This window comes from Chroococcidiopsis sp., assembly GCF_051657925.1.
Classification (GTDB): Bacteria; Cyanobacteriota; Cyanobacteriia; order Cyanobacteriales; family Chroococcidiopsidaceae; genus Chroococcidiopsis.
Genome location: NZ_JBOFLP010000197.1, coordinates 1 through 23588 on the forward strand (window position 1 = coordinate 1; position 23588 = coordinate 23588).

A 23588-nucleotide genomic window follows, 5' to 3' on the forward strand; every position below is an offset into this window, starting at 1 on the left:
TGCCAGAATTGTTTAGGGTTTTTCAAACTCGTAACTTCCATCCCTAAATCGTGGAGTTGCTCGGAGAGCGTTTCTAGGATAACTGGGTCGTCGTCCACCAGCATGACGCGATTTCCCCTGTTCTGGCGTTGCGGTTTGAGTGCTTCTGTTACCGCTTTGAGAATTTCGTAAGTCGGTAATGGTTTATGTAGAAAAGCACATCCACCCAGTTGAGCCACGGCGACTCGATCTGCTAGGCTTTCTCTTCCCGTAAATGCGATCGCGGGAATCGTAGGAAAGCGGTTGGCTAACTCCCGCAGCAGCGTTATCCCATCTTCTTGAGCGCTGGGAAAGTTGAGATCGAGCAGAACGGCATCTGGTGGAGTCTGAGCGATCGTTTGTCTGGCAACATCAATATCTGTCGCCACTTCAACTCGCATTCCCCAGGCGATCGCCTCTACTCTTACCCGCTCTGCTAGCATCAGATCGTCATCGACAATCAAGATCAGCGGTACATGGGCGGCGGATTGAGGTTCTATTACCGTGGCTGTTAGCACGGCAGGATTTATCAATTCCTGTTGCAACAATTGTGCCAGTATTACGATCTGTTGATTTTGGGCTGTTTCTAGCACTATATCTGGGTGCAGCAATAGTTCTAATTCCCGCGCTAAGTGAGGTCCTGCCATTAACCCAAAAATTCCCAAAGAACCAGCCAATTTATGAGCCTCAGCGTGAGCCTGTTGTCGTAGTTGAGGCGTTAGCTCATTTTGCACCAATGCTCGTGCTGCTTGCCCCAACACAGCCACTTGTGCCACAATCTTATCCTTATGCTTTTCCCAGACTTTAGCAGTTCTCGACTGTGCGCCTTTGGTAATTGGTAATGGGTAATTGGTAGTTGCTCCCCTGCTCCTCTGCTCCCTGCTACGCGGCTCCGATGGCGAGGAAACCTCGCCCTCTGCCCGCTTCCCTGCTACGCGGCTCCGATGGCGAGGAAACCTCGCCCTCTGCCCGCTTCCCTGCTCCCTGCTTCCTGCTCCCTCACTAGCTTGTCTCAACCGATATCCCAAACCGTGAACTGTTTCAATCGGGTCTGTTGCACCGGCAGCTTTCAATTTTTGCCGCAGACATTTGATGTGGGTGCTGACTGTTTCTTCCCCTGGGGACTCGGCAACATCCCATAACCGATCGAGGATAGCACTACGGCTGAAGACTCGCTTGGGGTTGCCAAAAAAAAGTTCTAGCAAGCAGAATTCTTTGGGCGTGAGGTTGAGGCGTTGTCCGTTACAACTCACTTCGCTGTTAACCGCATCTAGTTGCACGTTCTCCCAGGTTGTCACGCTCGATGGCGCTGAGTTACCCCGCCTGGTTAATGCCCGCACTCGCGCTAATAGTTCCGGTATATCAAAGGGTTTAACGACGTAATCATCTGCCCCTGCGTCTAATCCTGCCACGCGATCGCCACTGCTATCTTTCCCCGTCAGCAGTAGGATCGGATTTTGATATCCTTCAGCTCGCAGAAGTTTGCACAAACCGATCCCATTCAGCTTAGGCAGCATCACATCTAACAGCAGCAGATCGTAAACTTTGGCTCGTGCTAATTTCAGTCCCGTTTCTCCATCGGTTGCCACATCCACAACATATTGCTGGCTAGAAAGCACCTCCGCCAAAACTACCCTTATAGGTTGGTCATCTTCTACTAATAAAATGTCCACGCGAAGTTTTTCTATCTGCTTGGATGTTTGCCAAGCTTAGATTAACACTCTCGCAATCTGGCTCCTAGCAATCTGCGATCGCCTGTTGTAATTCTTATCGATATTAGCAACGACAATTTTACTTAACAATTAAGGGCGCACATCTGTGCGCCCCTACAAGTGACAACGACTACGACAGCAGACTCGGACAAGTTAATACAAACACGTCCCTCGTTCCATCTGTCTCATCATTGAGAGGTTTAACGGGAGTCGTGTAATGGAAAAATTCGCGATCGTTAAGTAGCAAAAGTTCTCCAGGGTTGAGGGTTTTATTAAACACAGGACTTTCCTTTTTAGATCTGTATAAGTGCGTCTCTCCACCTTGGACGTTATTACGTCCGATAGAAAAGATCGCAATCAGATCTGTCCCGTCTCGATGAATTCCCTCTGGTGCTGGATTACCAAAATTGGTTGCAGAACAAGTCGTTCTAATTTGATGTACGCCAATTTCCCGAGAGTCAGAATACAATTTACAAGCATCATTAAAAGCAAACAGCAATCTTGTAAAATCTTCATGCACTACCAGAGCATCATCAATTTCATGAAACTCTCTTTGAATATCTCCTACTACAGGATTATATTCTTTGCTTTGAAATAAGCGACCGTGAGGTAATTTCACCACTTTTCCCTCTGTTATGCTAAAACGGGATAAACGGCGGCGGCGATAGTTACCCTTAATGTATGGATCTACTGGCAAATCTTGGAAAAAGCGCTGCAACTCTTCTAAGTTGATGAAATTTGCCTTTTGTAATGTAAATAATAAGTCGTAGCCTAATTTTTTTGAATTTAGTACTTTTTGCATAGAAAACTAATCCTTTATTTTCGATCCCCGAGTGTATTTGCTCGTAGAAACAATCCATATTTATAGTATAATTTGGATTTTTCAAACTGCTGTTAACTTCATTACAAAAAGTTTCACTTTATTAACAAAATGGCAAAATTGTCTCAAAGAATACTAAATTTTCTTCGAGCCATATTTTGTAAGTAAAAATACTGAAATCGTGTCTAAATACTGCGTTAGCGAAGCTGAACGAAGTTATCGCTTGCCAAAGTACAGATAAGAAATTCCCCTACTCTAAAACCATTCGATATCTTTATACAGTGGGTTACTAACCAATATGCACGTATGACAATTTAGGTGGGGGAAATCAAAGCGTAGGGCGGGTTTTTCATCTAGATCTTCGTACATGCCAGAATCAAGCAATAAACCCGCCCCTACAAATGACCCATTACCAATTACCCATTAAACCATTACCGTTTCTGGAACTGCACCTTGCATCTTGCTCAAAGCATCAATTAAAGTTTGCAATTGTTGTTCGGTTTTGAGGACTGCTAAACCGCGCACGGTGACTTTACCAGGCGAGTAAACAAAGCGCGATCGCAAACTATCGGGTAAGTTGGCAATCATCAAATTCCAAGCTGGTTCTTCCATCGCAGTTTCTAAGACTACGTGCTGTTTACCTTCGGGTTTGATGCGGCTAAATCCTAATTTTTTCGCTAGTTGCTTTAATTCCATGACGCGCAATAATTGAGTTGCACCCGTGGGAATTGCCCCGTAGCGATCGCTCCAATCTGCGGCAAGTTGGATTAATTCTTCCTTGGTTTTCGCCGCTGCTACAGCCCGATATGCACTCATCTTCTGGTCTAAATCGGTAATGTAATCTGTGGGAATAAACGCCGTCAAATTCAAATCGATTTGCGTATCTTCCACTTGGGGAATTTCCTGACCGCGAATTTCGCGCAAGGCTTCTTCTAACATTTCCATATACAGATCGAAACCAATTGCATCCATTTGACCGGATTGTTCTACGCCTAACAAATTTCCCACACCGCGAATTTCCATATCGCGCATTGCCAAGTGATAGCCAGAACCGAGTTGGGTGAATTCTTGAATTGCCCGCAAACGCTGCCTTGCTGTATCGGATAGCGCCCGTTGTTTAGGATAAAATAACCAGGCATGAGCCTGAATTCCCGCCCGTCCGACACGCCCCCGCAACTGGTAGAGTTGGGATAAACCGAAGCGATGAGCATCTTCGATTAGAATTGTATTCACACGCGGGATATCTAAGCCCGATTCAATAATTGTCGTGCAAACCAAAATATCGGCTTCCCCATTGCTAAAGGAAAGCATCGTTGATTCTAATTGGTTTTCATCTAATTGTCCGTGTCCAACTGCAATTCTCGCCCCGCCAACAATTTCTCTTAAAGTCGCTGCTGTCTCTTCAATTCCTTCCACACGCGGAACGACATAAAAAACTTGTCCGCCGCGATCGAGTTCTTGACGAATGGCGCTACGAATTGATTCAGTATCGTAAGGTGCGAGGTGAGTTTTGATCGGTCGGCGGGAGGGAGGCGGCGTAGTAATCAAACTCATTTCCCGAATTCCCGACAATGACATATACAAGGTGCGGGGAATGGGAGTCGCAGAAAGAGTTAGTACGTCTAATTGAGTTTTCAAGGCTTTAATTTTTTCTTTCTGGTTCACCCCAAATCTTTGTTCTTCGTCGATTACCAATAGTCCCAAATCGCGGAAGCTGACACCTTTACCTAATAGTTGGTGCGTCCCGACAACAATATCTAATTCACCTGTCGCCAATCGCTTGAGTAGATCTTTGCGTTCCTCGGCACTCCGAAAGCGGTTGAGTAAGCCGACATTTACCGGATAAGGGGCAAAGCGTTCTTTTAACGTGTGATAGTGCTGTTGCGTCAAAATAGTGGTAGGGGCAAGCAAAGCAACTTGCTTACCTGCTGTGACAGCTTTAAAAACAGCGCGAATTGCTACTTCAGTCTTACCAAAACCCACATCGCCACAGACTAAACGATCCATCGGGCGATCGCTTTCCATGTCGCGCTTGACATCTTGAGTCGCTTTGAGTTGGTCTGTTGTCGGTTGATAGGGGAAAGAATCTTCTAATTCTACCTGCCAAGGAGAATCAATTGGGTAAGCATAACCCGATTGCTGCGATCGCTGAGCATATAATTGCAGCAGATCCACCGCCAGTTTTTTGATTGCTTTTCTGGCGCGATTTTTTGTATTTGCCCACGCCTTACTCGACATTTTATTCAGTTCTGGCGGCTTGCTATCGGTGGCGCGAAACCTTGATAACGAACCGAGTTGATCGGCAGCAACGCGCAACAAACCATCGGCATATTGCACGACTAAATATTCTCGCGTTTCGCGATCGATCGTCAGACTTTCCAGCCGCAGAAACTTACCGATCCCGTGATTTCTGTGAACGACAAAATCCCCAGGACGCAACTTATTCGGATCGACTTGCTTCGAGGCGGCGCGGCGGCGTTTGCGGATATAACTAGGGGTAGCGAGGCTATGCTGACCGTAGAATTCGCGGTCAGTCACCACCATCAAACGAAACGTGGGGAGAATAAAACCTTCTAATTCTGCTACCCCCGAATATTTCAACGCCACAGGTGTACGCTGAGCTTGTAATTTATCGATCGCCTGGTAATCGCGAGGATTGGGGATAAATTGGGCGGGACAATCGTGTTCCTGCAATAAGGCAACAGAACGGGATGGTTGAGCCGAAACCAGCCAAGTCGAAAAACCGCGATCGCGTTCTTGTCTAATTGTCTCTGCTAACTTCCCAAACGCATGAGGAGTGACGGGAATCGAACGACTGGCAAGATTGAGGGGCGAGGAGTGAGGAGCGAGGAGTGAGGGGCTTTCTTCAATTGCCAATTCTGATAAATATAATTCCTGAAATCCTTGGGCTGTTGCTAATGAGTCTTCAAATGTTCTATGGACTTTTGGTAGTTGGTAGTTGGTAGTTGGTAGTTGGTAGTTGGTAGTTGCTCCCCTGCTCCTTTGCTCCTCTGCTCCTCTGCTTTCTTCCCCTGCTCCCTGCTCCCTGCTCCCTAATTGTTGCCACTGTTCCTCTGCATTCTCCACCCAGCGATCGCTGTGCGCTTGACACAGTTCTAACTCGTCAATGGTGATAATTGTATCTTTGGGTAAATAGTCAAGAAGGGATGCGGGTTGGGGGAAAGCTAAACCCAGAAAGCGGCGGCTACCTTCTGGGTCATTTCCTGCGTCGAATAGTTCTCGTTCTTCTGGGGAAAGGTAGGTTTTAACAATTTCTGTTTGTTCCTCCGTTAGTGCTGCTTTGACGATGGGAGCAAAATTGGTTGGTGTAAGCACGACTCGTGATATTTTGTCAAGTGCCGTGCCACCCACAGAACTGCGTTGAGTCGCTGGGTCGAACTCGCGAATTTGTTCGATTTCATCGCCAAACCACTCCAAACGCACGGGCAATTCGGAAGAGACGGGAAATACGTCTACAATATCGCCGCGCCTGCTCCATTGTCCTTCAGTTTCTACCGTGGGTACGCGATCGTAACCCATTGCCGCAAGGCGATCGCCAAAGTCACCTAGATCGAATTCCATCCCCTTACTAATTGTCAGACAATAGGGTTGAAACACGTCTGCTGGTGGTAAGTGGGGTTGTAAGGCTCTTTCTGTCGCCACAACTGCGATCGGGGGTGAGGAGCGAGGAGCGAGGAGTGAGGGCGAATTTTGGATTTTAGATTTTGGATTTTGGATTGTTTTTTCTCCCTCAGCTTCCTCAGCTCTCTTCATTCCTCCCGTTTCCTCAATCAAATCTGCCAACACCTGCATCTGTCCCCAAGTCATTTCGGTTTCGGGGTCAAAGGGTTCGTAGGGCGATGCTTCTGAGGTCGGGTAAAAATGGACTCGATCCCAACCCATCGATTCGAGTTGAGCTGTCCAGCGTCCGGCTTCTTCCAGAGTGGCGCAGATAACGAGTAGGTGACGCTGTTGTGCTTGTGCTAAAGCCGAAGCCACCAATCCTTTAGGCAAGCGCGAAACGCCATTGAGAGAACAAACCTGCTGGCGATTGAGTTTAGATATGAGTTCGGTTGACAGTGGCGATCGCCCTAAGGCGCGCACGATAGAAGAAAAAGCCATAAGTTATTAGCTACAGCAGACGGAAAATTGCAACGGGATAGATGCTATTTCTTCATTTTAAAATTGCAAACAACAATAGGGGGAAGGGTAATCGGTAGTTGTTATCAGTTGTCAGTGAAGAAAGGGTGTGGGGTGTGGGGTGTAGGGTGTGGGGTGTAGTGAGTGGTTAGTCATAACTACTGTCTTCACTGATAACTGGTCACTGGTCACTGGTCACTGGTCACTGATAACTGGTCACTGCTCCCTGCTCCCTGCTCCCTGCTCCCTACCTAAGTATAGTTGCTTATTCTGCCCCTCCATCCAATTGAGATTCTATGAAAAATTGTTGCATCATGACTTGGAAGCGAGAAACTGGAGATGAAAAGATCTCCGATACTGGATAATAGGTAGCCAACATTCAGCACTGCCTATCCTAGGTAGCAGAAATTAAACTAATGTCCTCCATTGCTGTTGAAATTCTGATTATTTTCCTGCTCGTGATTGCTAATGGCATATTTGCCATGTCAGAAATGGCAATTGTCTCAGCCCGCAAGGTGAGACTGCAACAATTGGCAAGTCAAGGGAATGTTAAAGCCCGTGTTGCCTTAGAACTGGCAGATGCCCCAAATCGATTTTTGTCTACAGTACAAATCGGTATCACTCTAATTGGCATCTTGGCAGGTGCTTTTGGAGGAGCAACCTTGAGCAATACCTTAGCAAACACGCTAAACCGCATCCCTATGCTTGCTCCCTACAGACAAGCAATCAGTTTTGGCGTTGTGGTTGTGGGAATTACCTATTTATCGCTAATTTTAGGCGAATTGGTCCCAAAAAGGCTGGCATTAAATAATCCGGAACGCATTGCTGCTACCATGGCTGTACCAATGCGGACATTAGCAGCGATCGCCTCGCCTGTGGTTCATCTTTTAAGTGCATCGACAGATTTGGTACTGCGAGTGTTAGGCATTCAGCCCTCGTCAGAACCCCAAGTTACAGAAGAAGAAATCCGCGTTTTGATCGAACAGGGGACGGAAGCAGGAACATTTGAAGCTGCCGAACAGGATATGGTAGAACGGGTATTTCGGTTAGGCGATCGCCCCGTTAGTGCTTTAATGACACCCCGTCCTGATATTGTTTGGCTGGACTTGGAGGATACCCCTGAAGAAAATCGCCAAAAAATTCTCGATAGCTGTCATTCCCGCTTTCCAGTTTGTCAAGAGGGTTTAGATAACGTTCTGGGAATCAGTCATGTTACGGATATGTTAGAGCGTTGTTTGTCCGGTCAAGCCCTCGACCTTACCGTATCATTGCGACAACCTATATTTGTTCCCGAAAGTACCAGAGGATTAAAAATCCTAGAATTATTTAAGCAAACGGGCATTCACATGGCATTGGTGGTAGATGAATATGGCGTGATTCAAGGATTGGTGACGCTGAATGACATCATGGTGGAAATTGTGGGTGATGTCCCCAACGCAGGCGATCTAGAGGAACCGATGGCAGTGCAGCGGGAAGATGGTTCTTGGTTGCTGGATGGGATGTTATCTGTAGATGAATTTTTTAAGATTTTTGATATTGAAGAAATTCCTAAAGAACACAGGGGCAGTTATCAAACTTTAGGCGGATTTGTAATTACTCATCTCGGTCGCATTCCCTCAGCTGCAGATCATTTTGCATGGGAATTATTGCAGTTTGAAGTGATGGATATGGATGGTAATCGAGTAGATAAAGTGTTAGTTACTCCGATGGAAGGTAGAGGGGTAAAGCAGGAGAAGGAAGATTAGGTAATGGAGAATTTGTTAATTAATTCGGATGGGCGGGTTTATTGAGATTTTCAGATGAGAGTCAATATTTCGGGTAAACCCGCCCCTACATTAGGTAACTATTTCGGAATTAATTCTTCTGTTTGCAGTTGGGGTGTTTCTACTTCCTCAGTAGTGCCGTACATTGAGTTATACATTTTCACGTATTCTTTTGCCGACTGATACCAACTGAAGTCTTGTTGCATTCCCCGCTGTTGTAAGGCTCGCCAATTTGGTTTGTAGTGAAAACCTTCCCAAGCACGCACCATACAAGTATAAAGGTCTAAGGGTTCGTAGCGATCGAAACAATAACCCGTACCTGCATTATTTTCAGGGTCGTGATGAATAACAGTATCAACTAAGCCGCCAGTACGACGCACAATCGGCACGCAACCGTAACGCAACGCCATCATTTGACTGATACCGCAGGGTTCAAATCGACTTGGCATCAAGAAGGCATCGCTACCAGCATAAATACGACGGGCAAGGGCATCATTGTAGAGTAAATACGTTGCCATCCGCCCGGGAAAACGCGATGCCATCTGCCACAATTGAGTTTCATAATAGCGATCGCCCGTGCCTAAAATAATAATTTGGGCATCGGTATACGAGAGAAAACGATCCAAAATTTGGATTGCCAAATCAATTCCTTTCTGTTCTACCAACCGCGTCACCATACCCACTAAAAAGGCTTTGGAGTTAACCTCTAACCCCACTTCTTCTTGAATGGCGACTTTATTTGGCTTCCGCTGTTCTAAGGTTGCTGTTGTGAAAGTTTTAGCAATATATTTATCGTTTTCTGGATTGTAGACATCAACATCAATGCCATTAACAATACCCCATAATTTACCGCTAATAAAAGACATTAAACCTTCGAGAGTTTCGCCATAAGCTGCCGTCTGAATCTGTTGGGCATAAGTTGGAGAAACTGTATTAACGCGATCGGCAAATTGTACCGCCGCTGCCATTGTATTATGTCCTTGCATGTACCAAGGACACCACGTAATCTTCTCTAAATACCAACGCCAGGGACCTTGATAAGCCAAGTTATGAATCGTAAATACGCTGGTAATATCTGGAGATTGGTGCATCCAAACGGGAATCATCCCTGTATGCCAATCGTGACAGTGGATAATATCGGGTTTCCAATAGTTCCAGCAAAATTCTGCTGCGCCGTTAGCAAACAAGGTGAAACGCCAGTGTTCGTCTTCCCCAGAATAAATGCGACGGGGTGCAAATGCTGGATGCTCGAATAAATACAAGGGAACATCCGTTCCAGGCAGCACGGCTTCGTAAACCTTAAATTCCTGAAACATGGCAGCTCCAGACCAGATTGGATCTTGGGGAATCTCCATTTTGTCTGGCAGAAAGCCATAATAGGGCAGAAAAATTCGCACGTCATGCCCCATTTCTCTGAGAATTTTCGGCAACGCTCCGACGACATCGCCCATTCCGCCAACTTTGGCGACTGGCGCTGCTTCTGCGGCTACAAACAAAATTCGCATGTTTAGTGAGTAGTGAGTGGTGAGTAGATTGGTAGAGGTCGCTCTGTGTAGAGGCGTGACATGTAACGTCTCTACACGTAACGTCTCTACAATACCTGTCCGCGTTGAATTTGCGCGAAGATTTCGGCTAGTATCTCTTGCGCTCCTTGTTGACGAAGGCGTTGGGCTAATTCGATGCCAAGCTTTTCTGCCTCTGTGGGCGCACCAGTTACGGTATCTTTAACCAATCTTTGCCCGTCTAAACTAGCTACTATACCCGTGAGAGTTAGCACGTCTCCCTCCAGGCTAGTGTTAACGCCAATAGGCACTTGACAGCCACCTTCTAATTCTCGCAAAAAGGCACGTTCTGCAAGAGCGCGATCGCGTGTGGGTACGTCTTCGATCGCCTTAATTAAAGATAAGACTTCTTCGTCACCCTCACGACATTCTATTCCCAAAGCGCCCTGTCCGACAGCGTGCAAGGAGATTTCTGCTGGAATGACCCGATCGACGCGATCGCCCAACCCTAGCCTTTGCAGCCCCGCTACTGCCAATACTAGGGCATCATATTCTCCAGCATCGAGTTTTTGCAGGCGTGTAATTACGTTACCACGCACGTCTTTAAATGCTAGGTGGGGGAAGTGATAGCGCAGTTGTGCCAGTCGGCGTAGTGAGGAAGTCCCGATGACGGCTCCTTCTGGCAATGTATCGAATTGTTTATCTTTATACTTAGAATGTAATACTAAAGCATCTGCCGGATTTTCTCTTTCTGTGACCGCTCCCAACATCAACCCTTCCGGTAAGCGAGTCGGCAAGTCTTTCAGGGAATGTACGGCAAAATCGATTTCCTGATTGAGCATCCCCACTTCTAACTCTTTAGTAAACAACCCTTTATCACCAATCTTGGCAAGGGCAACGTCGAGAATTTTATCCCCTTGAGTAGACATAGTGTGGACTTCAAACGTGCGATCTGGGAAAGCTTTTTGCAGTTGTTCTTGCACCCAATAAGTTTGAACTAAAGCCAATTGGCTCTTGCGCGAACCGATGCGAATCGTGCGGGCAGGGCTGGAAACCGTGGATGAGGCGTTAGAGGACATACTAAAGCAGCATTTATAGCTTAAATCTGAGTCACTCGATCTAGACTACCGCAGGACTGCACTCAATGGTCAGGGAGCAGGGAGCAGGGAGCAGGGAGCAGGGAGCAGGGAGCAGGGAGCAGGGAGCAGGGAGCAGGGAGCAGGGAGCAGGGAGCAGCGAACAGTTGTCAGTCAACAAATGACTAATGACCAATGACCAATGACCAATGACCAATGACCATCATGACTAAAGTCATAGTTACATTCGTTACTTTCTCCACAGGCGATCGCGATTTTTCCCTTCTTATGATGGTGATATCAAATCTCAGCACCGTCAGAGAGCCTTACTATGCAATTCATCACCAGACAATTTAAACATATTCCTGTATTAGCCAGCGCGATCGCCTTGAGTATTGCCACCGTACCGCTAGTAGCTCAAGCTGAACCTATTGCACCTGGATCGCCAACTTCCGCGTCACAAACAATCGCCCAAGCTCAAGATAAAGTCCCACCTCGATTTGAAAAACTGGGGCTGACTCAGGAACAAAGAGATAAAATTGCCGAAATCCGCCGGAACACCCGCGCTCAAATCGAAGCAGTCATGACACCAGCACAGCTGGAACAACTCAAAACCGTTAGAGAAAGCAGACAACGCCGCCGCGAAGCGTTAGCTTCTCTCAACCTAACTCCAGAGCAGAAAACCAGAATGCAACAAATTCGTCAATCTGCCAAATCTCAGTTTGACGCAGTATTAACCCCAGAACAGCAACAACAACTGCAGCAAATGAGGCAAGAGCGAGGCTGGAAGGGACGAAGAGGCGATCGCTAAGAAAGTCAAAAGTCAAAATTCAAAAGTCAAAATGAACTGCTCCCTACTCTCTACTCCTCTGCTCCTCTACTCCTCTACTCCCTACTCCCTACTCCCTGACAACCCCTCCCCCAGTATTTTTGTTGTAGGTCAAATCGGTTAAGATATCTAGGCACAAGTGAACTGTAATAGCATAGGGAAACATCGGTGTAAGTCCGAGGCTGTGCCGCAGCTGTAAACGATTTTGTCACTTGTCATTTGTCACTTGTCATTTGTTGCTATAACTGCAAATGACTGATAACTGATGAACGATGACGAATAGTAAGCCAGAATGCCTGTGCTGTTATTCGCTCACGCTATTTCCTGCGTCGCACGGGAAAGGAGCTAAAATCTCAATGCTTAGCGATCGCCATTTAACTCCGTTGGAAGATATTTCTTTGCAATTACCACCTCTGCCGCTACAGCGTCCTCTATTACTGATCGGTCATGGAACTAGAGATGAAGCTGGACGGCAAAGCTTACTAGATTTTGCCTCTGCATACCAAGCTTTAGATACCTCTAGACCAGTTCTACCCTGCTTTCTGGAATTGACAGAACCAACAATTCAGGAAGGGGTAGATCGATGCGTAGAGAAGGGTTTTACAGAAATTTCCGTGCTGCCAATTTTGCTGTTTGCCGCACGGCATAACAAATTTGATGTAACTAACGAACTCGATCGCGCTAGAGCCAGACATCCGCAGCTCAAATTTTACTACGGACGGCATTTTGGGATTACGCCTGGAATTCTCGATTTGTGGCGATCGCGTCTAGCAGAAATAGACCATCCTCAAATTCAGCGTGCAGATACCGTATTATTATTTGTCGGTCGCGGTTCTAGCGATCCTGATGCTAATGGCGACGCTTGCAAGCTCGCCCGTATTCTCTGGGAAGGTAGCGGCTATGCTACTGTAGAAACCTGCTTTATCGGCATCACGCACCCGCGCTTAGAAGCAGGTTTCCAACGTGCTTTACTCTATCAGCCAAAACGGATTGTTATCTTACCTCACTTTCTCTTTACGGGTACGCTAGTTAAAAAGATTTTTGATGTCGCAGCTCAACAGCAACAAAAATATCACCAAATTGAAATCGCCTGTTTGCCAGAAATAGGACTGCATCCCCTTTTATTTACCATTCTTAGAGAAAGAGAAATCGAAACCCATTTAGGTCAAGTCCAGATGAATTGCGAGATGTGCAAATTTCGCCTAGCAGCTGTAGCAGGTGACACGCACTCTCATAGCCACACCCACGAGAGCCATCACCATCACCACGACCATCACCACCCGCCTGTAGATCCTTATGCTAACGCGGTAGACTATCATCAAAAAATCTGGCAAGTTCCATAATGGATTTGGTAATCGGTAATAGGTAATGGGTAATTGGTAGTTGTTCCCCTACTCCCTTGCTCCTCTGCTCCCTACTCCCTGCTCCCTGCTCCCTACTCGCTAATGACAAAAGAATTCACCATAGGCGAAACAGTCCGAGTTGTCGCCTTACCGCCTTACATTAAAACTGCCGAGCCGATGCCGATGCTGCGCCCTCCCGATACAATTCGCCTCAGGGAAGAAGGGATAGTTACAGATCGCCGTCCTGGGGGGTATTGGGTCGTCCGGTTCGATCGCGGTACTTTTCTGCTCGATAGCCAATATATTGAGAGCATCACATTAGAACCAGAATCACCACCTGCATCTCACATAGAACCATCTTTACCTGCGGATTCCGATCGCAGCGACGACTAATGTAAACTTATGTTAACTGGACTTTCAGTTGACATCATGATATCTCGTCGAACTTTTTTAACCTCTGTTTTTGCGTGTTGCCTGTCTATTTTGGTTTGGTGTCATTTTGCTACCCCAGCCTTAGCGCTTGGGGGTAAACTACCACCAGTGAACCAACCCGCACCACAATTTACCCTACCTACCAATACGGGAGATGGAGAAGTTTCCCTTTCCGACTTGCGCGGTCAGTGGGTCGTACTTTATTTTTATCCCAAGGACTTTACAGCAGGCTGTACCCTAGAAGCCAAGCGGTTTCAGCAAGACTTACCCAAGTACATCGACAAAAATGCTCAGATTATTGGAGTGAGTGCTGATTCTATAGATTCCCATGCTGAATTCTGCGATTCAGAAGGTTTAAAATTCCCTTTGCTTGCAGATACCACAGGGGAAGTGAGTAAAGCATACGGTTCGTGGATTGGTGTTGTTTCGATGCGCCATAGTTTTCTCATCGACCCAGATGGGATTTTACGCGAAACTTTTGTGAAGGTAAATCCTGCTATTCACAGCACGGAAGTTCTAGCACGGTTAGAGGAATTACAAAAAAACACTGTCTAAAAGCTAAAGTGTAGAGACGTGCCATGTCATGTCTCTACTTATTTTTCAGCTTAGTTTTCAGCGTGTCTTATGGACTTCGAGCCGAAATACCAAACTATTAGACGAAAAGTCAGGTATCAAGTCAGCGATCGCGAATCGATTGAAATTACCGATCGCAAACCTTTAGAAATATTACGAGATACGGAAGGATTAATCCGCCGTCAAGCTGTAGCCGCGATCGTCCCAGTTGTATCGCAGCCATTAGCAGCTAAAATCGAATCGGCTTCAGAGGTTGCGGAAGACTCGTTAAGCGTGTTAGCAGAAATCGATCTCGATGCGATTAGCGATGTGGAGTTACAGCCAGCCAGAATCTTAGTTGGCTTGAGTTTTGTTGGTTTTGGCGCACTGGCGATCGCTTTACTAACCTTGTTTATTTACACTCTTCATCCTCAACTTAGCCACCAGCAACAAATTCACCAATACTGGTATCCTTACGTCTTTTTTGTCTCTTTAGGCGTGACAGGGTTGCTAACTATAGGGCGAGAAATCATGCGTGTTACTAAATAGGGAGTAGGGAGCAGGGAGCAGGGAGCAGGGAGCAGGGAGCAGTGACCAGTGACCAGCGATCGATTAATTCCGAATTCCGAATTCACCCCACACCCCACACCCTTTCTTCACTGTCAACTGTCTTCACGCAGTGTAGCGCAGCGTTTACTGTCAACCGTCAACTGTCAACCAATTACAAATCATCGCATCATCCCAAACTGACTTCCGCCACGAATCATCGATTTGCTGTTGGCATCAAGATCGATCTGACATTGAGTCGGAATAGCACTGAAGTCACAAGTGTAAGTGGCTAGAAGTTGCTTTTGTTCGTTGAAAACTCTCAGATTGTAGCCGCGATCCATAGCATCAGTACCAAAATGATGCACGAACTCGTATTGTTGAATATAGTCTAAAGAATTCCAATTTTGCCGTTTTACTTGCAAGTCGATGCGTCCTGAATCGCCATTTTGTTGAGCGGGATAAGCCAACCAATGACTCAGCAAGTCTCCACCAAACTGCTCTTTTGCCCACCACAGACTGGGAGTTGTCACAGTGTCTTGAGATACAGTGTCTTGAGATGTGGTATCCGGCGCGATCGCGCGATCGCTTTGGTCAATTGTCGATCGCATGAGACCCAGTTCTAGCAGAGCTTGAGAGGGCTGAGCTGTAACCATTTGTAACGTGGAGTTTGAGTTTGGCAATGGCGCGATCGCCCCCAAGCTTATTCCCACTAAAATTCCTGACAATTTCCAGAATGAATTCATCACCCTTGCTGCTGGCTGCTACTTTAACTTGTATCTCGACCTTGTTAACATAAATATTTTTTATTAGCAAGTAGATTTCGAGAATTGGTTATTTGTCATTGGTCATTGGTCATTGGTCATTGCTCCCTGCTCGTGCGCTCCCTGCTCGTGCGCTCCCTGCTCGTGCGCTCCCTGCTCCCTGTTAACTGACAACTGATAACTGATTTTGCACCTACTGCGACCCCAATTGACTTTGGTTGACAATCTTGCGGGTTTTCTGCCAAATAACCAGAAAAAAAGTTCCAGAAATTAGCGCTCCCAAGCATATCTTGATTGTATTTTTGATTTGCGTTCCAAGATTATTTTCGCGGCTAGCTGCTTGGGCTTGAAGCGATCGCTCGTTCTGAGATAAGCTAGCCAGCAATTGTTGTTTAACTACTTCTGGATTTCCTATTTCTGGCGGAGTCGCTTGAGGATTAATGCGACTTAAAATTGCTGCTATATCTGCTGATGTTTGTGCTTTATTTATCTGTTCTTTTAACTGTTGAATTTGTGCCGATCTTGTAGCAATTTGAGCTGAATTTTGTTGGTCGATTCTGACAATAGCGCTAAGCGATATTGGGACGAGCAAAAAATATAAAATTCCTCCTGACAAACTGAGCCAGGACAAAAATTTAAAGAGCCGAAATTGAGATTCTCCAATTAAAACAAAAATTAGCCCTAAAATTGGTACGGGTGCGCGTTCTGCAAGTTGATTTGCTAGCTGAAACTCCCACACGGGATTAGTAAAATTGAAAGGAATAAGAATTGCTAGCAGATCTAATAAAAATAAAATTAATAAAGTATAACCTGCTAAACGAAATAACGGTTCGAGATGATTGTGCGATTGTGCCACAAGACAGATGACCTGTTGTACTATTTTCTTTGAGACAAAGGAGAGGGGGACAAGGGGGACAAGGAAGCAGGGGAGCAATTCAAAATTCAAAATTCATGCATTCATTCCGAATTCTCCCCACTACACCCTATACCCCACATCCTACAACCTGATAACTGATAACTGATAACTGTTAAATTGGAGGAAAGCGAGAACTCCACCACTTATACCAGGAAAACCAAGCTTTCTCTAAAGTAGAGTAAGCTTCAGGCATAGGCTGTTTTAAAGGTAAAGTTAAATGAGTCCAAATGCAACGGTTATCTCTTAATTCTTGTCTTCCCAATAACCAGAATGCAATTCGTTGAAATTGAAAATCGTAGCGCAAGCGATTTGCATCAAATTGGGAAGGAGTAACAGTACTCCCACCACGAGAATTAATACATGCATTTAAATACGCTCTTTGTTGGTGTACGAAAACTGCGTAATAACCTAATTGTGGATTATGGCGAATTTGGAGTGGAGAGCGATTGGGTGAAAATGATAGATTAAGCTCGTCTGCGATCGCTTGTTGTCCATCTCCTACAGTATTTAATTCATAGCGTGCATCAACATTGAGTAACAAGTCGTTTTGCTTGTATTGATAGCGTTTACCTGGAAATGCTACCATACCATATGGTTCTTGTTCTACAATTCGATCTGGTAGCGGTTGACTTGCGACTTGCTGCCACTGTGGAAGAGGCACTGTAGCAGGAAATGTAAAAGGGGTAACTTTTCGCTTACCAATGTTTGAATCGAGTAACACTCGACTAGATACAAACAATACATTGACAAATGTGAAAATTAATAGCGGTGTTCGCCAACGCTGCCAAAGCTTCATAATTTAAATATCACCTTGGCGATTAGAAATCGCAACTATACAAACTAAGTCCGCCTGCGCAGACTGGGAAAAAATCACTTTCTTTAACCCGCCTGCGCGGGTAAAGTCTCGTGTAGCAGCGACTGATAATCGCCGGATTCAAGATATAGAAAATCATAGTTCAGAAAGTTCTCTTTTGTCTGAATGTTCGGAAGGTAATCTTTTATTAATTAGATAACAGAATCCCCCAAATAATAAAGTAGAAGTTAGAAAAAAGACTTGCGAACCCGTACCGACGTGCCAGTATTTAAATGTAGCTTCGGTTGTGTAAGCGTGTAAAATTGCTAGAATAGCGACTCGTACTCCATTGACAGCAAAGGCGATCGCAACTGCGGCTAAAGGAATGAGGATTTTTTGAATTGTTTTAGTCGGAAACATGACTAAAAACAATACAGATAGTTTTAACAAGGGAAATATACTTTCCCAACCAGAACAGCCAGCAGCTACCTCTACAGCTTTGCCATTAGCCAAAATAATGTTGACTCCCTCTCGATAAAACTCTACTCCTAGATAAGTTAAAATCAAAGACGCAAAATTCGCCGTGTATAGAGCTAGAATGCCAATTCGATTAATTAGCAGCTCTACCGGAATCGAAAAAGCAAAGATAATGAGTATCTCTTGCCAATATTGATGTAATCTATTTGCTCCAGAAGCAAGTAAAACCAATCCTATAGCAGCGATAAAGGGAATAAAATGAAATAAATTGTCGAAACTAGTCATCCATAAGCTTCTGAGGAGAACAAACCCGAGAAGACTAAAGCCGATAAAGCTGGAAAAAATATCGCTTCGCAAAATTAATTTATGACGTTTCTCCCATAACAAAGTTGCCACAGCGAACCAACAAAGAAGACTGAGAATAAGTTGATTTGGATCGGCATCACTACGCCAAATTAAACTTGCATGAGTAGTCGCTATACCACCTGCGATCGCAATTAACCAAAACTGAGGTTGGCGCAACGATCGCCATTCATTTTGTGGAAAAACTCTCATAAAATTACCAATTACCAATTACCAATTACTAATCATCCCCATAACCTACGTTTAGGAGAGCCATTCAAGCGATCGTGAGTATCAGATAATAATTGCGGAATATCTAATTTTTCGGGACAGCGCGGTAAACAATCACCGCATTGAGTACATTTATTTGCTTTCATGCCAGGAAACCAGTGTCCGGCATTTTCAAACATTTGATAGCGATATTTGCCGTACTCCTGCATATTGTAAGCAATAGTCAAATTTCGCAGGCGCAAAACTTCGGGAATATTAATTTTTTCAGGACAAGGCAGACATTTGTAGCATTGACTACAGCGATCGCTCGCTAAAGTTGTGGCAGCATGAGTTTCTAAGCGCTGTAATACTTTAATTTCTGCATCAGTTAAGGGTGCGTCACAGTCAGCAACTTGTAAAGGGACGCTTAATTCTGCTGGGGTAGCTGCACCGATGCTGAGGGTAGTAATACGGCGATCGCTCAGTAAAAAGCGATAGTTAAGTTCTAATGGAGAAAAAGACTGGCACAAATCTTTCAGTGTCTCTGGTGGAGTGTATAAGAGTCCTCCCTTATCCGCAGGAGAAATAATAAACACACCCATATCTTTAGTCTGGGCGAGTTCTAATGCTGGGGCATGACGTTGAAAAAAATAGTAATAATGTAGGTTGACAAATTCAAACAGATCGGTGGCGATCGCTGCTAATATCACATCCAAAGATGCGTGAGTGGAAAAACCAACGTGTCTTATCCGTCCATCAGCAACAGCCTCCCTTACTGCTTGCATACAACCATTTGGTTGTTGTACGAGATCGAGATGTTCCCAAGTGTTGATTCCGTGAATTCCCAAGCAATCTAAATAATCAACTCCAATACGTTCTAAAGACTCATTAATATGACAATGCATCGAGTCTGCATCTGTCGTAGGGGGAATTTTGGTTGTGATGTGAAGCTGGGAACGAGGGACAGGCAAACCTTTTTTGAGTGCTGCACCAAGATATAATTCGCTATTACCATAGCCTCTAGCTGTTTCAATGTGATTGATTCCTAGTGCAACTGCGCGATCGATCGTTTTATAGGCATTTTCCTCTGAAGCCAAATAGCGCATCGTTCCTAACGAAAATGCAGATAGATTGAGGTTCGTCTTGCCAAATCGTCGGTAGTGCATTGAGAATGTCCAGTCTGTACTAGGTTCGATCCCTAATGGGAGACAATTAAATTTCAACAATAGCGCAGCAGGCGATTTTATTCCAACACTTCCAAAAAAAAAGTCAATTCCTAATAGGAAGCTCTTGAAATTTCAACATGCACGGTGTGGTCTTTTCCTTTGGTTTCATTGCGGTTTCAATCCCTAATAGGGAGGCAATTAAATTTCAACGCGATCTAGCTATCTTGGTATCTGCAATTAATCGTGTTTCAATCCCTAATAGGGAGACAATTAAATTTCAAACCGAAAAAATTTCTGACTTAAAGCCCATTAAAACACTATCTCAATCTCGATCGTTCTAAATCAGCACGTTTTTTCGCCGCGATCGCCTTCGTACCGCCAAAACTTCACCTTCAAGCCATCACGAGGACGTGAGAAAGGTAATATCGTCCGTTCTAGATTTTGGTGAGGCAGGAGTTCCCATTGATAGTGACGCACTAACAGAGCGGCAAATATCTTCATTTCTAATCTGGCAAACTCTTTACCCAGGCATTCTCTAATTCCGCCACCAAATGGAATGTGACTGAAAACTTTTTGTTTGTCCTCAGCCCGTTCTGGGGAGAAGCGGTCAGGGTCGAATTGTTCTGGATTCTTATAGAGTTGTGGATCTTGATGAGTTTCAGGAATTTGATAATAGATATCCCAACCCTTATGGGGTGACATGGACGCGCTCATCCAGAACGCAGCACAAATTACTCTGAGTCCGCTTGGGCGACGAACGGTTGCCATGATTATGAGTAGCGCTTCCAGTAATTCTCGATTTGCTCAGATTTACTGGACAAAATACTTACAACCTCGGCGACAAGCTTTTGCGGTTGTCTTGGAACGGGCAAAAGCAAGAAATGAAATTCAACTTGATGTCAATCCCGCTTTAGTATTTGACATTATGAGTGGCGTGATGCTGTACATACTAATTTTTTCCCCTACAACTGAGTCTTGGGAAGTAGACGTTCGTCGTTGCTTAAATCTTGTCTTACAGAATGCAGCCGTCTAGTTCCAGTACACAACTTTCTTATGCCAATGTTAGGCGAATCAGTTTTGAGATAGTGTCTTAGAAGACGATACAATTGACGATGTGCGTCAAGTCGTACGACGGGTTGTCAACGAGTTTTGGCTGATTCGAGAAGTATTGCGTTATCGGCAAGATTGCGTCATTGTATCACCACAGAGTATGCGCGATCGCCTCAAACAAGAACTCCTTGCCATGTGCCAGTTGTACGATATCGAAACCAAGAGTTAAATTTGGCAAAAATCCAAACGGAAACTAGCTCCTCAGCCTAGATATAGTACATATAATCTAACTGCCGACGAGCGGCAACGCGATCGCACAAGTCTTGGAGCGTATAGTTTTGCCAAACCGCATTAGCCGCTTGCTCAGCATTGTACCAAACTTCCTCAATCGCGCCTCTTTCTGTCGCTTCGGGAGCGTTCTTCTCTCCCGAAGGCACGATGTCTAATCCTTCGATACAACGCAAAGCATCTAGCAGCGTAATTTGACGTGGTTCTCGTGCCAGGATGTAACCACCCTTAGCTCCACGGATACCTTTAATCAGTCCGCCTCGCCGCAATATTGCCAGCAGTTGATCTAAATAACGCTCTGGTATATCTCGTCTGGCTGCTATCTGCCGAATTTGGAGCAGCTGAGCGCTCTGATAAGCATTCGCCAACTCTAACAGCGCCAGCAGTGCATATTCAGATTTGCTCGAAAGTTCCATTGGAAAAACTAGCCGGAAAGGACGATGTTTTTACTTTAGGTGACAAGATGGCGCGAAACAAATAGAGTTTCTTATCAAAATGATAAACAAAACTCATCGATCCTGACCAGTATCAAAGCGATCGCATATCTCAGCCACACAAATAAAACCCCCTTAGTCTAGAGACTGATGCATGGGTAGCGTCACGATAAATTTTGCTCCTTGGCTTGGCGTACTTTCGGCTGTAATACTGCCACCGTGTCGCTCGACAATCTTACGGCAAATCGCTAAACCTATGCCCGTGCCTTCGTACTCGCTGCGACCGTGCAACCGTTGAAAAACTTGAAAAATGCGATCGCAATACTTTTGGTCAAAACCAATACCGTTATCCTCAACTGTAATTTGACAAAGATAAGTATTTAGCAAATTCTCCGTTAATTGTTCTCGATTATCGATAATTTGACTGTAGATCTTCACGCAAGGAGGTTCGTTTTTTCGCCCAAATTTGAGGGCGTTGCCAATCAAATTTTGCAATAACTGACGCATTTGTAACGGGTCGGCATGAATGGTTGGTAGCTCGCTCAACTCCACCTGCGCCTCAGTTTGTTGAATTAACACTTCTAAATCTAATAGTACCTCTTTTGCTACCTTAGCAAGATTAACGACAACGAAGGGTTGCGCCCTAGTTGTAATTCGTGAAAATACGAGCAAATCATCAATTAAAATCTGCATTCTCTGGGCTGCATTTTGCATCCGTTGTATGTAGTCACATCCCTGTTCGCTCAGCAGTTCGCCATATTTTTCTTGAAGTCTGTTGCCAAATGCTTGAATCTTGCGCAATGGTTCTTGCAGATCGTGAGAGGCGATCGAGGCAAACTGTTGCAGTTCGGCATTCGATCGCGCTAGCTCCTGAGAGTAGCGAGTTTCTTGTTCTAAAAGTTGAGCTTGAGTTATAGCAATACCAATTTGATCGGCTAGCTGTCCCAGCAACTCTGTCTCAAAATCAGTCCAGTCTCGCGGGCTACTGCATTGATGGGCAATTAAGAGACCCCAGAGTTCTTCTTTAATAATAATCGGCACGACCAGTTTTGCTTTAACTTGGAATTGCCGCATAAATTCAACTAAACAAGGCGCAATGTTTTCCTCTCGTTCCACATCGGCAATGCCGCGAATTCGCCCTTGACAGTAAAGCTGATGACAATCTTCTGGAAAAACTTCCGCAGCAAATTGCTGACCCAGAACTGAGAACCAACCAGGTAGCACTGCTTGAGCAACTACACTACCCGTGCTATCCGATCGCAGGCGATAAATTAAAACTCGATCCGCTTGCAGAATCTTCTGGACTTCGATCGCCGCCGCTTGTAGTATGTCCTCTAACTGAAGAGATTGGCGAATTTTCAGCGTGACTTCAGCAAATAATTGCGATCGCTGATACTGCCGTTGGCGCTGCTCGATCTCCTGCTCTAACTGTACGTTTTGCGCTCGGAGTTGCTTGGTTAGCGATCGCAACCGGAGATGCGTCTGCACCCTTGCCAAAACCTCTTCATGCTGTAATGGCTTAGTCACGTAATCGACTGCTCCCACCTGCAAACCTTTCACTTTATCTGCTGTTTCAGATAAGGCAGTCATAAAAATTACCGGAATCTCCCGCGTTGATTCACTGGCTTTGAGACGGCTGCAAGTTTCAAAACCATCTATCCCTGGCATCAAAATATCTAACAGGATCAGATCTGGTGAGGCATATGCCGCTTTCTGGAGCGCGCTTTCACCATCTTCAGCGATCAAAATTTTGAAGCCGTAATTAGTCAAGAAATCGAAAAGGATCTCCAAATTAGTAGGAGTATCATCGACCACTAGGATCGTGCCTGGTTCGGCAGTAGCCACGCTCATTCATGCCTCTAGATCTCTAAGTGTTTTTTCACAAACTCCAGAATTTGTTTCTCTTTATAACTTTTAGCGAGTTGACGTAGATGCAGTGCAAATGGCATCCACCGTCGATCTAATGCTTCAATTTTAGCGGCTTGTTCTAAAATGCCCCGGATATCACCCCTCATTGCCAAATCGAGCAACTTTGCCATCTCCTCGGCTGGAGGAGGAACGATCGCTCCTGCTGCTAATTCTCTTTTTGGGTCAGGGAGCAGGGAGCGGGGAGCAGGGAGCAGGGAGTAGTGAGAAACGATCGCTCCTGCTGCTAATTCACTTATTGGGGAATTATCCAAAGTTTGAACTGTTGATTCTTCCTCGTAAATCCATTGCAAACCTAAGTGAATCCTTAATTTTTCTAATAAATCTGTCTCGCGAACTGGCTTCGGCAAAAAATCATCGCAACCGACTGCTTGACTCTGCTGCCGATCGAAATCGAACACGCTAGCTGAGATCGCGATCGCCACTACACCTGCTAACTCTGGCAATATCCTGAGATGACGAGTCACTTCAAAGCCATCCATCCCTGGC

Annotated in this window: 23 protein-coding genes, 2 pseudogenes and 1 riboswitch; of the genes and pseudogenes, 10 read left to right on the plus strand and 15 right to left on the minus strand. The window is 45.3% G+C overall.

The genetic code is table 11. The features are described 5' to 3' along the window. From ACRC32_RS15620 to mfd, 3 genes are all read right to left on the minus strand, one after another. A partial coding sequence (locus tag ACRC32_RS15620) for a response regulator (protein ID WP_438554833.1) occupies window positions 1–1691 on the minus strand: 1691 nt, incomplete at its 3' end. 169 nt (window positions 1692–1860) lie between these two features. Next, entirely contained in the window at window positions 1861–2532 is a 672-nt protein-coding gene (locus ACRC32_RS15625; protein WP_438554834.1) for a 2OG-Fe dioxygenase family protein, read from the minus strand. 441 nt (window positions 2533–2973) lie between these two features. Beyond that, window positions 2974–6672 carry a transcription-repair coupling factor gene (mfd, locus tag ACRC32_RS15630; RefSeq protein ID WP_438554835.1) on the minus strand — a complete coding sequence of 1233 codons (3699 nt, stop codon included), beginning with the start codon at window positions 6670–6672 and terminating at the stop codon, window positions 2974–2976. A 434-nt stretch (window positions 6673–7106) separates the two neighbouring features. Here mfd and ACRC32_RS15635 point away from each other — a divergent pair, with 434 nt between their 5' ends. Next, a complete protein-coding gene (locus ACRC32_RS15635; protein WP_438554836.1) occupies window positions 7107–8435 on the plus strand; it encodes a hemolysin family protein in 1329 nt (442 codons plus the stop codon). A gap of 98 nt (window positions 8436–8533) precedes the next feature. Here ACRC32_RS15635 and glgA read toward each other — a convergent pair whose 3' ends face one another. Both glgA and hemC read right to left on the minus strand, forming a co-directional pair. Beyond that, on the minus strand, window positions 8534–9958 hold the full coding sequence (glgA, locus tag ACRC32_RS15640) for a glycogen synthase GlgA (protein WP_438554837.1): 1425 nt from the start codon (window positions 9956–9958) through the stop codon (window positions 8534–8536). Between the two features lie 86 nt (window positions 9959–10044). Next, complete coding sequence (hemC, locus tag ACRC32_RS15645; RefSeq protein WP_438554838.1) at window positions 10045–11034, minus strand: hydroxymethylbilane synthase; 990 nt, start codon at window positions 11032–11034, stop codon at window positions 10045–10047. A gap of 213 nt (window positions 11035–11247) precedes the next feature. On the opposite strand from hemC, the gene ACRC32_RS15650 reads away from it, so the two are divergent. From ACRC32_RS15650 to ACRC32_RS15660, 3 genes are all read left to right on the plus strand, one after another. Beyond that, complete coding sequence (locus tag ACRC32_RS15650; protein WP_438554839.1) at window positions 11248–11388, plus strand: hypothetical protein; 141 nt, start codon at window positions 11248–11250, stop codon at window positions 11386–11388. Beyond that, the gene (locus tag ACRC32_RS15655) at window positions 11363–11842 is read left to right on the plus strand and encodes a Spy/CpxP family protein refolding chaperone (protein ID WP_438554840.1); all 480 of its coding nucleotides are present in this window, start codon (window positions 11363–11365) and stop codon (window positions 11840–11842) included. The genes ACRC32_RS15650 and ACRC32_RS15655 overlap by 26 nt, the downstream gene beginning before the upstream one ends. A gap of 138 nt (window positions 11843–11980) precedes the next feature. Further along, window positions 11981–12174: riboswitch (cobalamin riboswitch) on the plus strand. A 42-nt stretch (window positions 12175–12216) separates the two neighbouring features. After that, complete coding sequence (locus ACRC32_RS15660) at window positions 12217–13203, plus strand: sirohydrochlorin chelatase (RefSeq protein ID WP_438554855.1); 987 nt, start codon at window positions 12217–12219, stop codon at window positions 13201–13203. On the opposite strand, the gene ACRC32_RS15665 is transcribed toward ACRC32_RS15660, so the two are convergent. Next, the gene (locus ACRC32_RS15665; protein WP_438554841.1) at window positions 13160–13312 is read right to left on the minus strand and encodes a hypothetical protein; all 153 of its coding nucleotides are present in this window, start codon (window positions 13310–13312) and stop codon (window positions 13160–13162) included. The two genes, ACRC32_RS15660 and ACRC32_RS15665, sit on opposite strands and share 44 nt — an antisense overlap. Here ACRC32_RS15665 and sipA point away from each other — a divergent pair. From sipA to ACRC32_RS15685, 4 genes are all read left to right on the plus strand, one after another. After that, window positions 13306–13596, plus strand: coding sequence for a regulatory protein SipA (sipA, locus tag ACRC32_RS15670; RefSeq protein ID WP_438554842.1), 291 nt, complete (start codon window positions 13306–13308; stop codon window positions 13594–13596). The genes ACRC32_RS15665 and sipA overlap by 7 nt on opposite strands. A 36-nt stretch (window positions 13597–13632) precedes the next feature. Continuing rightward, the gene (locus ACRC32_RS15675; RefSeq protein ID WP_438554843.1) at window positions 13633–14190 is read left to right on the plus strand and encodes a peroxiredoxin; all 558 of its coding nucleotides are present in this window, start codon (window positions 13633–13635) and stop codon (window positions 14188–14190) included. Window positions 14191–14259: 69 nt separating this feature from the next. After that, entirely contained in the window at window positions 14260–14736 is a 477-nt protein-coding gene (locus tag ACRC32_RS15680) for a hypothetical protein (RefSeq protein ID WP_438554844.1), read from the plus strand. A 48-nt stretch (window positions 14737–14784) separates the two neighbouring features. Further along, the gene (locus ACRC32_RS15685; RefSeq protein WP_438554845.1) at window positions 14785–14937 is read left to right on the plus strand and encodes a hypothetical protein; all 153 of its coding nucleotides are present in this window, start codon (window positions 14785–14787) and stop codon (window positions 14935–14937) included. Here ACRC32_RS15685 and ACRC32_RS15690 read toward each other — a convergent pair. The 6 genes from ACRC32_RS15690 to ACRC32_RS15715 all read right to left on the minus strand — a co-directional run bounded on the left by ACRC32_RS15690 (window position 14916) and on the right by ACRC32_RS15715 (window position 20169). Then, window positions 14916–15479, minus strand: coding sequence for a hypothetical protein (locus ACRC32_RS15690; protein ID WP_438554846.1), 564 nt, complete (start codon window positions 15477–15479; stop codon window positions 14916–14918). The genes ACRC32_RS15685 and ACRC32_RS15690 overlap by 22 nt on opposite strands. Before the next feature lie 211 nt (window positions 15480–15690). Then, entirely contained in the window at window positions 15691–16353 is a 663-nt protein-coding gene (hpsJ-A, locus tag ACRC32_RS15695) for an HpsJ-like protein, cyanoexosortase A-associated (protein WP_438554847.1), read from the minus strand. Window positions 16354–16525: 172 nt separating this feature from the next. After that, window positions 16526–17209, minus strand: a complete 684-nt coding sequence (locus ACRC32_RS15700; RefSeq protein WP_438554848.1) for a cyanoexosortase A system-associated protein — start codon at window positions 17207–17209, stop codon at window positions 16526–16528. 153 nt (window positions 17210–17362) lie between these two features. Then, window positions 17363–18238, minus strand: a complete 876-nt coding sequence (gene crtA, locus ACRC32_RS15705) for a cyanoexosortase A (RefSeq protein WP_438554849.1) — start codon at window positions 18236–18238, stop codon at window positions 17363–17365. A gap of 32 nt (window positions 18239–18270) precedes the next feature. Further along, complete coding sequence (locus ACRC32_RS15710; RefSeq protein ID WP_438554850.1) at window positions 18271–19401, minus strand: aldo/keto reductase; 1131 nt, start codon at window positions 19399–19401, stop codon at window positions 18271–18273. Between the two features lie 342 nt (window positions 19402–19743). Further along, window positions 19744–20169, minus strand: coding sequence for a cytochrome P450 (locus tag ACRC32_RS15715; protein ID WP_438554851.1), 426 nt, complete (start codon window positions 20167–20169; stop codon window positions 19744–19746). On the opposite strand from ACRC32_RS15715, the pseudogene ACRC32_RS15720 reads away from it, so the two are divergent. Next, a pseudogene (locus ACRC32_RS15720) lies at window positions 20090–20434 on the plus strand (TetR-like C-terminal domain-containing protein); the annotation flags it as partial. The gene ACRC32_RS15715 and the pseudogene ACRC32_RS15720 overlap by 80 nt on opposite strands. A gap of 57 nt (window positions 20435–20491) precedes the next feature. Further along, window positions 20492–20680 (plus strand): annotated as a pseudogene (locus tag ACRC32_RS15725) (WYL domain-containing protein); the annotation flags it as partial. Window positions 20681–20717: 37 nt separating this feature from the next. Here the strand turns inward: ACRC32_RS15725 and ACRC32_RS15730 are convergent. The 3 genes from ACRC32_RS15730 to ACRC32_RS15740 form a co-directional block, all read right to left on the minus strand. After that, a complete protein-coding gene (locus tag ACRC32_RS15730; RefSeq protein ID WP_438554852.1) occupies window positions 20718–21155 on the minus strand; it encodes an Rrf2 family transcriptional regulator in 438 nt (145 codons plus the stop codon). 153 nt (window positions 21156–21308) lie between these two features. Further along, window positions 21309–23024, minus strand: a complete 1716-nt coding sequence (locus ACRC32_RS15735) for a response regulator (protein ID WP_438554853.1) — start codon at window positions 23022–23024, stop codon at window positions 21309–21311. 8 nt (window positions 23025–23032) lie between these two features. Further along, on the minus strand, window positions 23033–23588 hold a 556-nt coding region (locus tag ACRC32_RS15740; RefSeq protein WP_438554854.1), incomplete at its 5' end, for a response regulator.

Excerpts from the sequence above, each read along its gene's own strand:
- ACRC32_RS15625 (WP_438554834.1), bottom strand. The coding sequence starts at position 2,532 with ATGCAAAAAGTACTAAATTCAAAAAAATTAGGCTACGACTTATTATTT.
- mfd (WP_438554835.1), bottom strand. The coding sequence starts at position 6,672 with ATGGCTTTTTCTTCTATCGTGCGCGCCTTAGGGCGATCGCCACTGTCA.
- ACRC32_RS15635 (WP_438554836.1), top strand. The coding sequence starts at position 7,107 with ATGTCCTCCATTGCTGTTGAAATTCTGATTATTTTCCTGCTCGTGATT.
- glgA (WP_438554837.1), bottom strand. The coding sequence starts at position 9,958 with ATGCGAATTTTGTTTGTAGCCGCAGAAGCAGCGCCAGTCGCCAAAGTT.
- hemC (WP_438554838.1), bottom strand. The coding sequence starts at position 11,034 with ATGTCCTCTAACGCCTCATCCACGGTTTCCAGCCCTGCCCGCACGATT.
- ACRC32_RS15650 (WP_438554839.1), top strand. The coding sequence starts at position 11,248 with ATGACCATCATGACTAAAGTCATAGTTACATTCGTTACTTTCTCCACA.
- ACRC32_RS15655 (WP_438554840.1), top strand. The coding sequence starts at position 11,363 with ATGCAATTCATCACCAGACAATTTAAACATATTCCTGTATTAGCCAGC.
- ACRC32_RS15660 (WP_438554855.1), top strand. The coding sequence starts at position 12,217 with ATGCTTAGCGATCGCCATTTAACTCCGTTGGAAGATATTTCTTTGCAA.
- sipA (WP_438554842.1), top strand. The coding sequence starts at position 13,306 with ATGACAAAAGAATTCACCATAGGCGAAACAGTCCGAGTTGTCGCCTTA.
- ACRC32_RS15675 (WP_438554843.1), top strand. The coding sequence starts at position 13,633 with ATGATATCTCGTCGAACTTTTTTAACCTCTGTTTTTGCGTGTTGCCTG.
- ACRC32_RS15680 (WP_438554844.1), top strand. The coding sequence starts at position 14,260 with ATGGACTTCGAGCCGAAATACCAAACTATTAGACGAAAAGTCAGGTAT.
- ACRC32_RS15690 (WP_438554846.1), bottom strand. The coding sequence starts at position 15,479 with ATGAATTCATTCTGGAAATTGTCAGGAATTTTAGTGGGAATAAGCTTG.
- ACRC32_RS15700 (WP_438554848.1), bottom strand. The coding sequence starts at position 17,209 with ATGAAGCTTTGGCAGCGTTGGCGAACACCGCTATTAATTTTCACATTT.
- crtA (WP_438554849.1), bottom strand. The coding sequence starts at position 18,238 with ATGAGAGTTTTTCCACAAAATGAATGGCGATCGTTGCGCCAACCTCAG.
- ACRC32_RS15710 (WP_438554850.1), bottom strand. The coding sequence starts at position 19,401 with ATGCACTACCGACGATTTGGCAAGACGAACCTCAATCTATCTGCATTT.
- ACRC32_RS15715 (WP_438554851.1), bottom strand. The coding sequence starts at position 20,169 with ATGGCAACCGTTCGTCGCCCAAGCGGACTCAGAGTAATTTGTGCTGCG.
- ACRC32_RS15730 (WP_438554852.1), bottom strand. The coding sequence starts at position 21,155 with ATGGAACTTTCGAGCAAATCTGAATATGCACTGCTGGCGCTGTTAGAG.
- ACRC32_RS15735 (WP_438554853.1), bottom strand. The coding sequence starts at position 23,024 with ATGAGCGTGGCTACTGCCGAACCAGGCACGATCCTAGTGGTCGATGAT.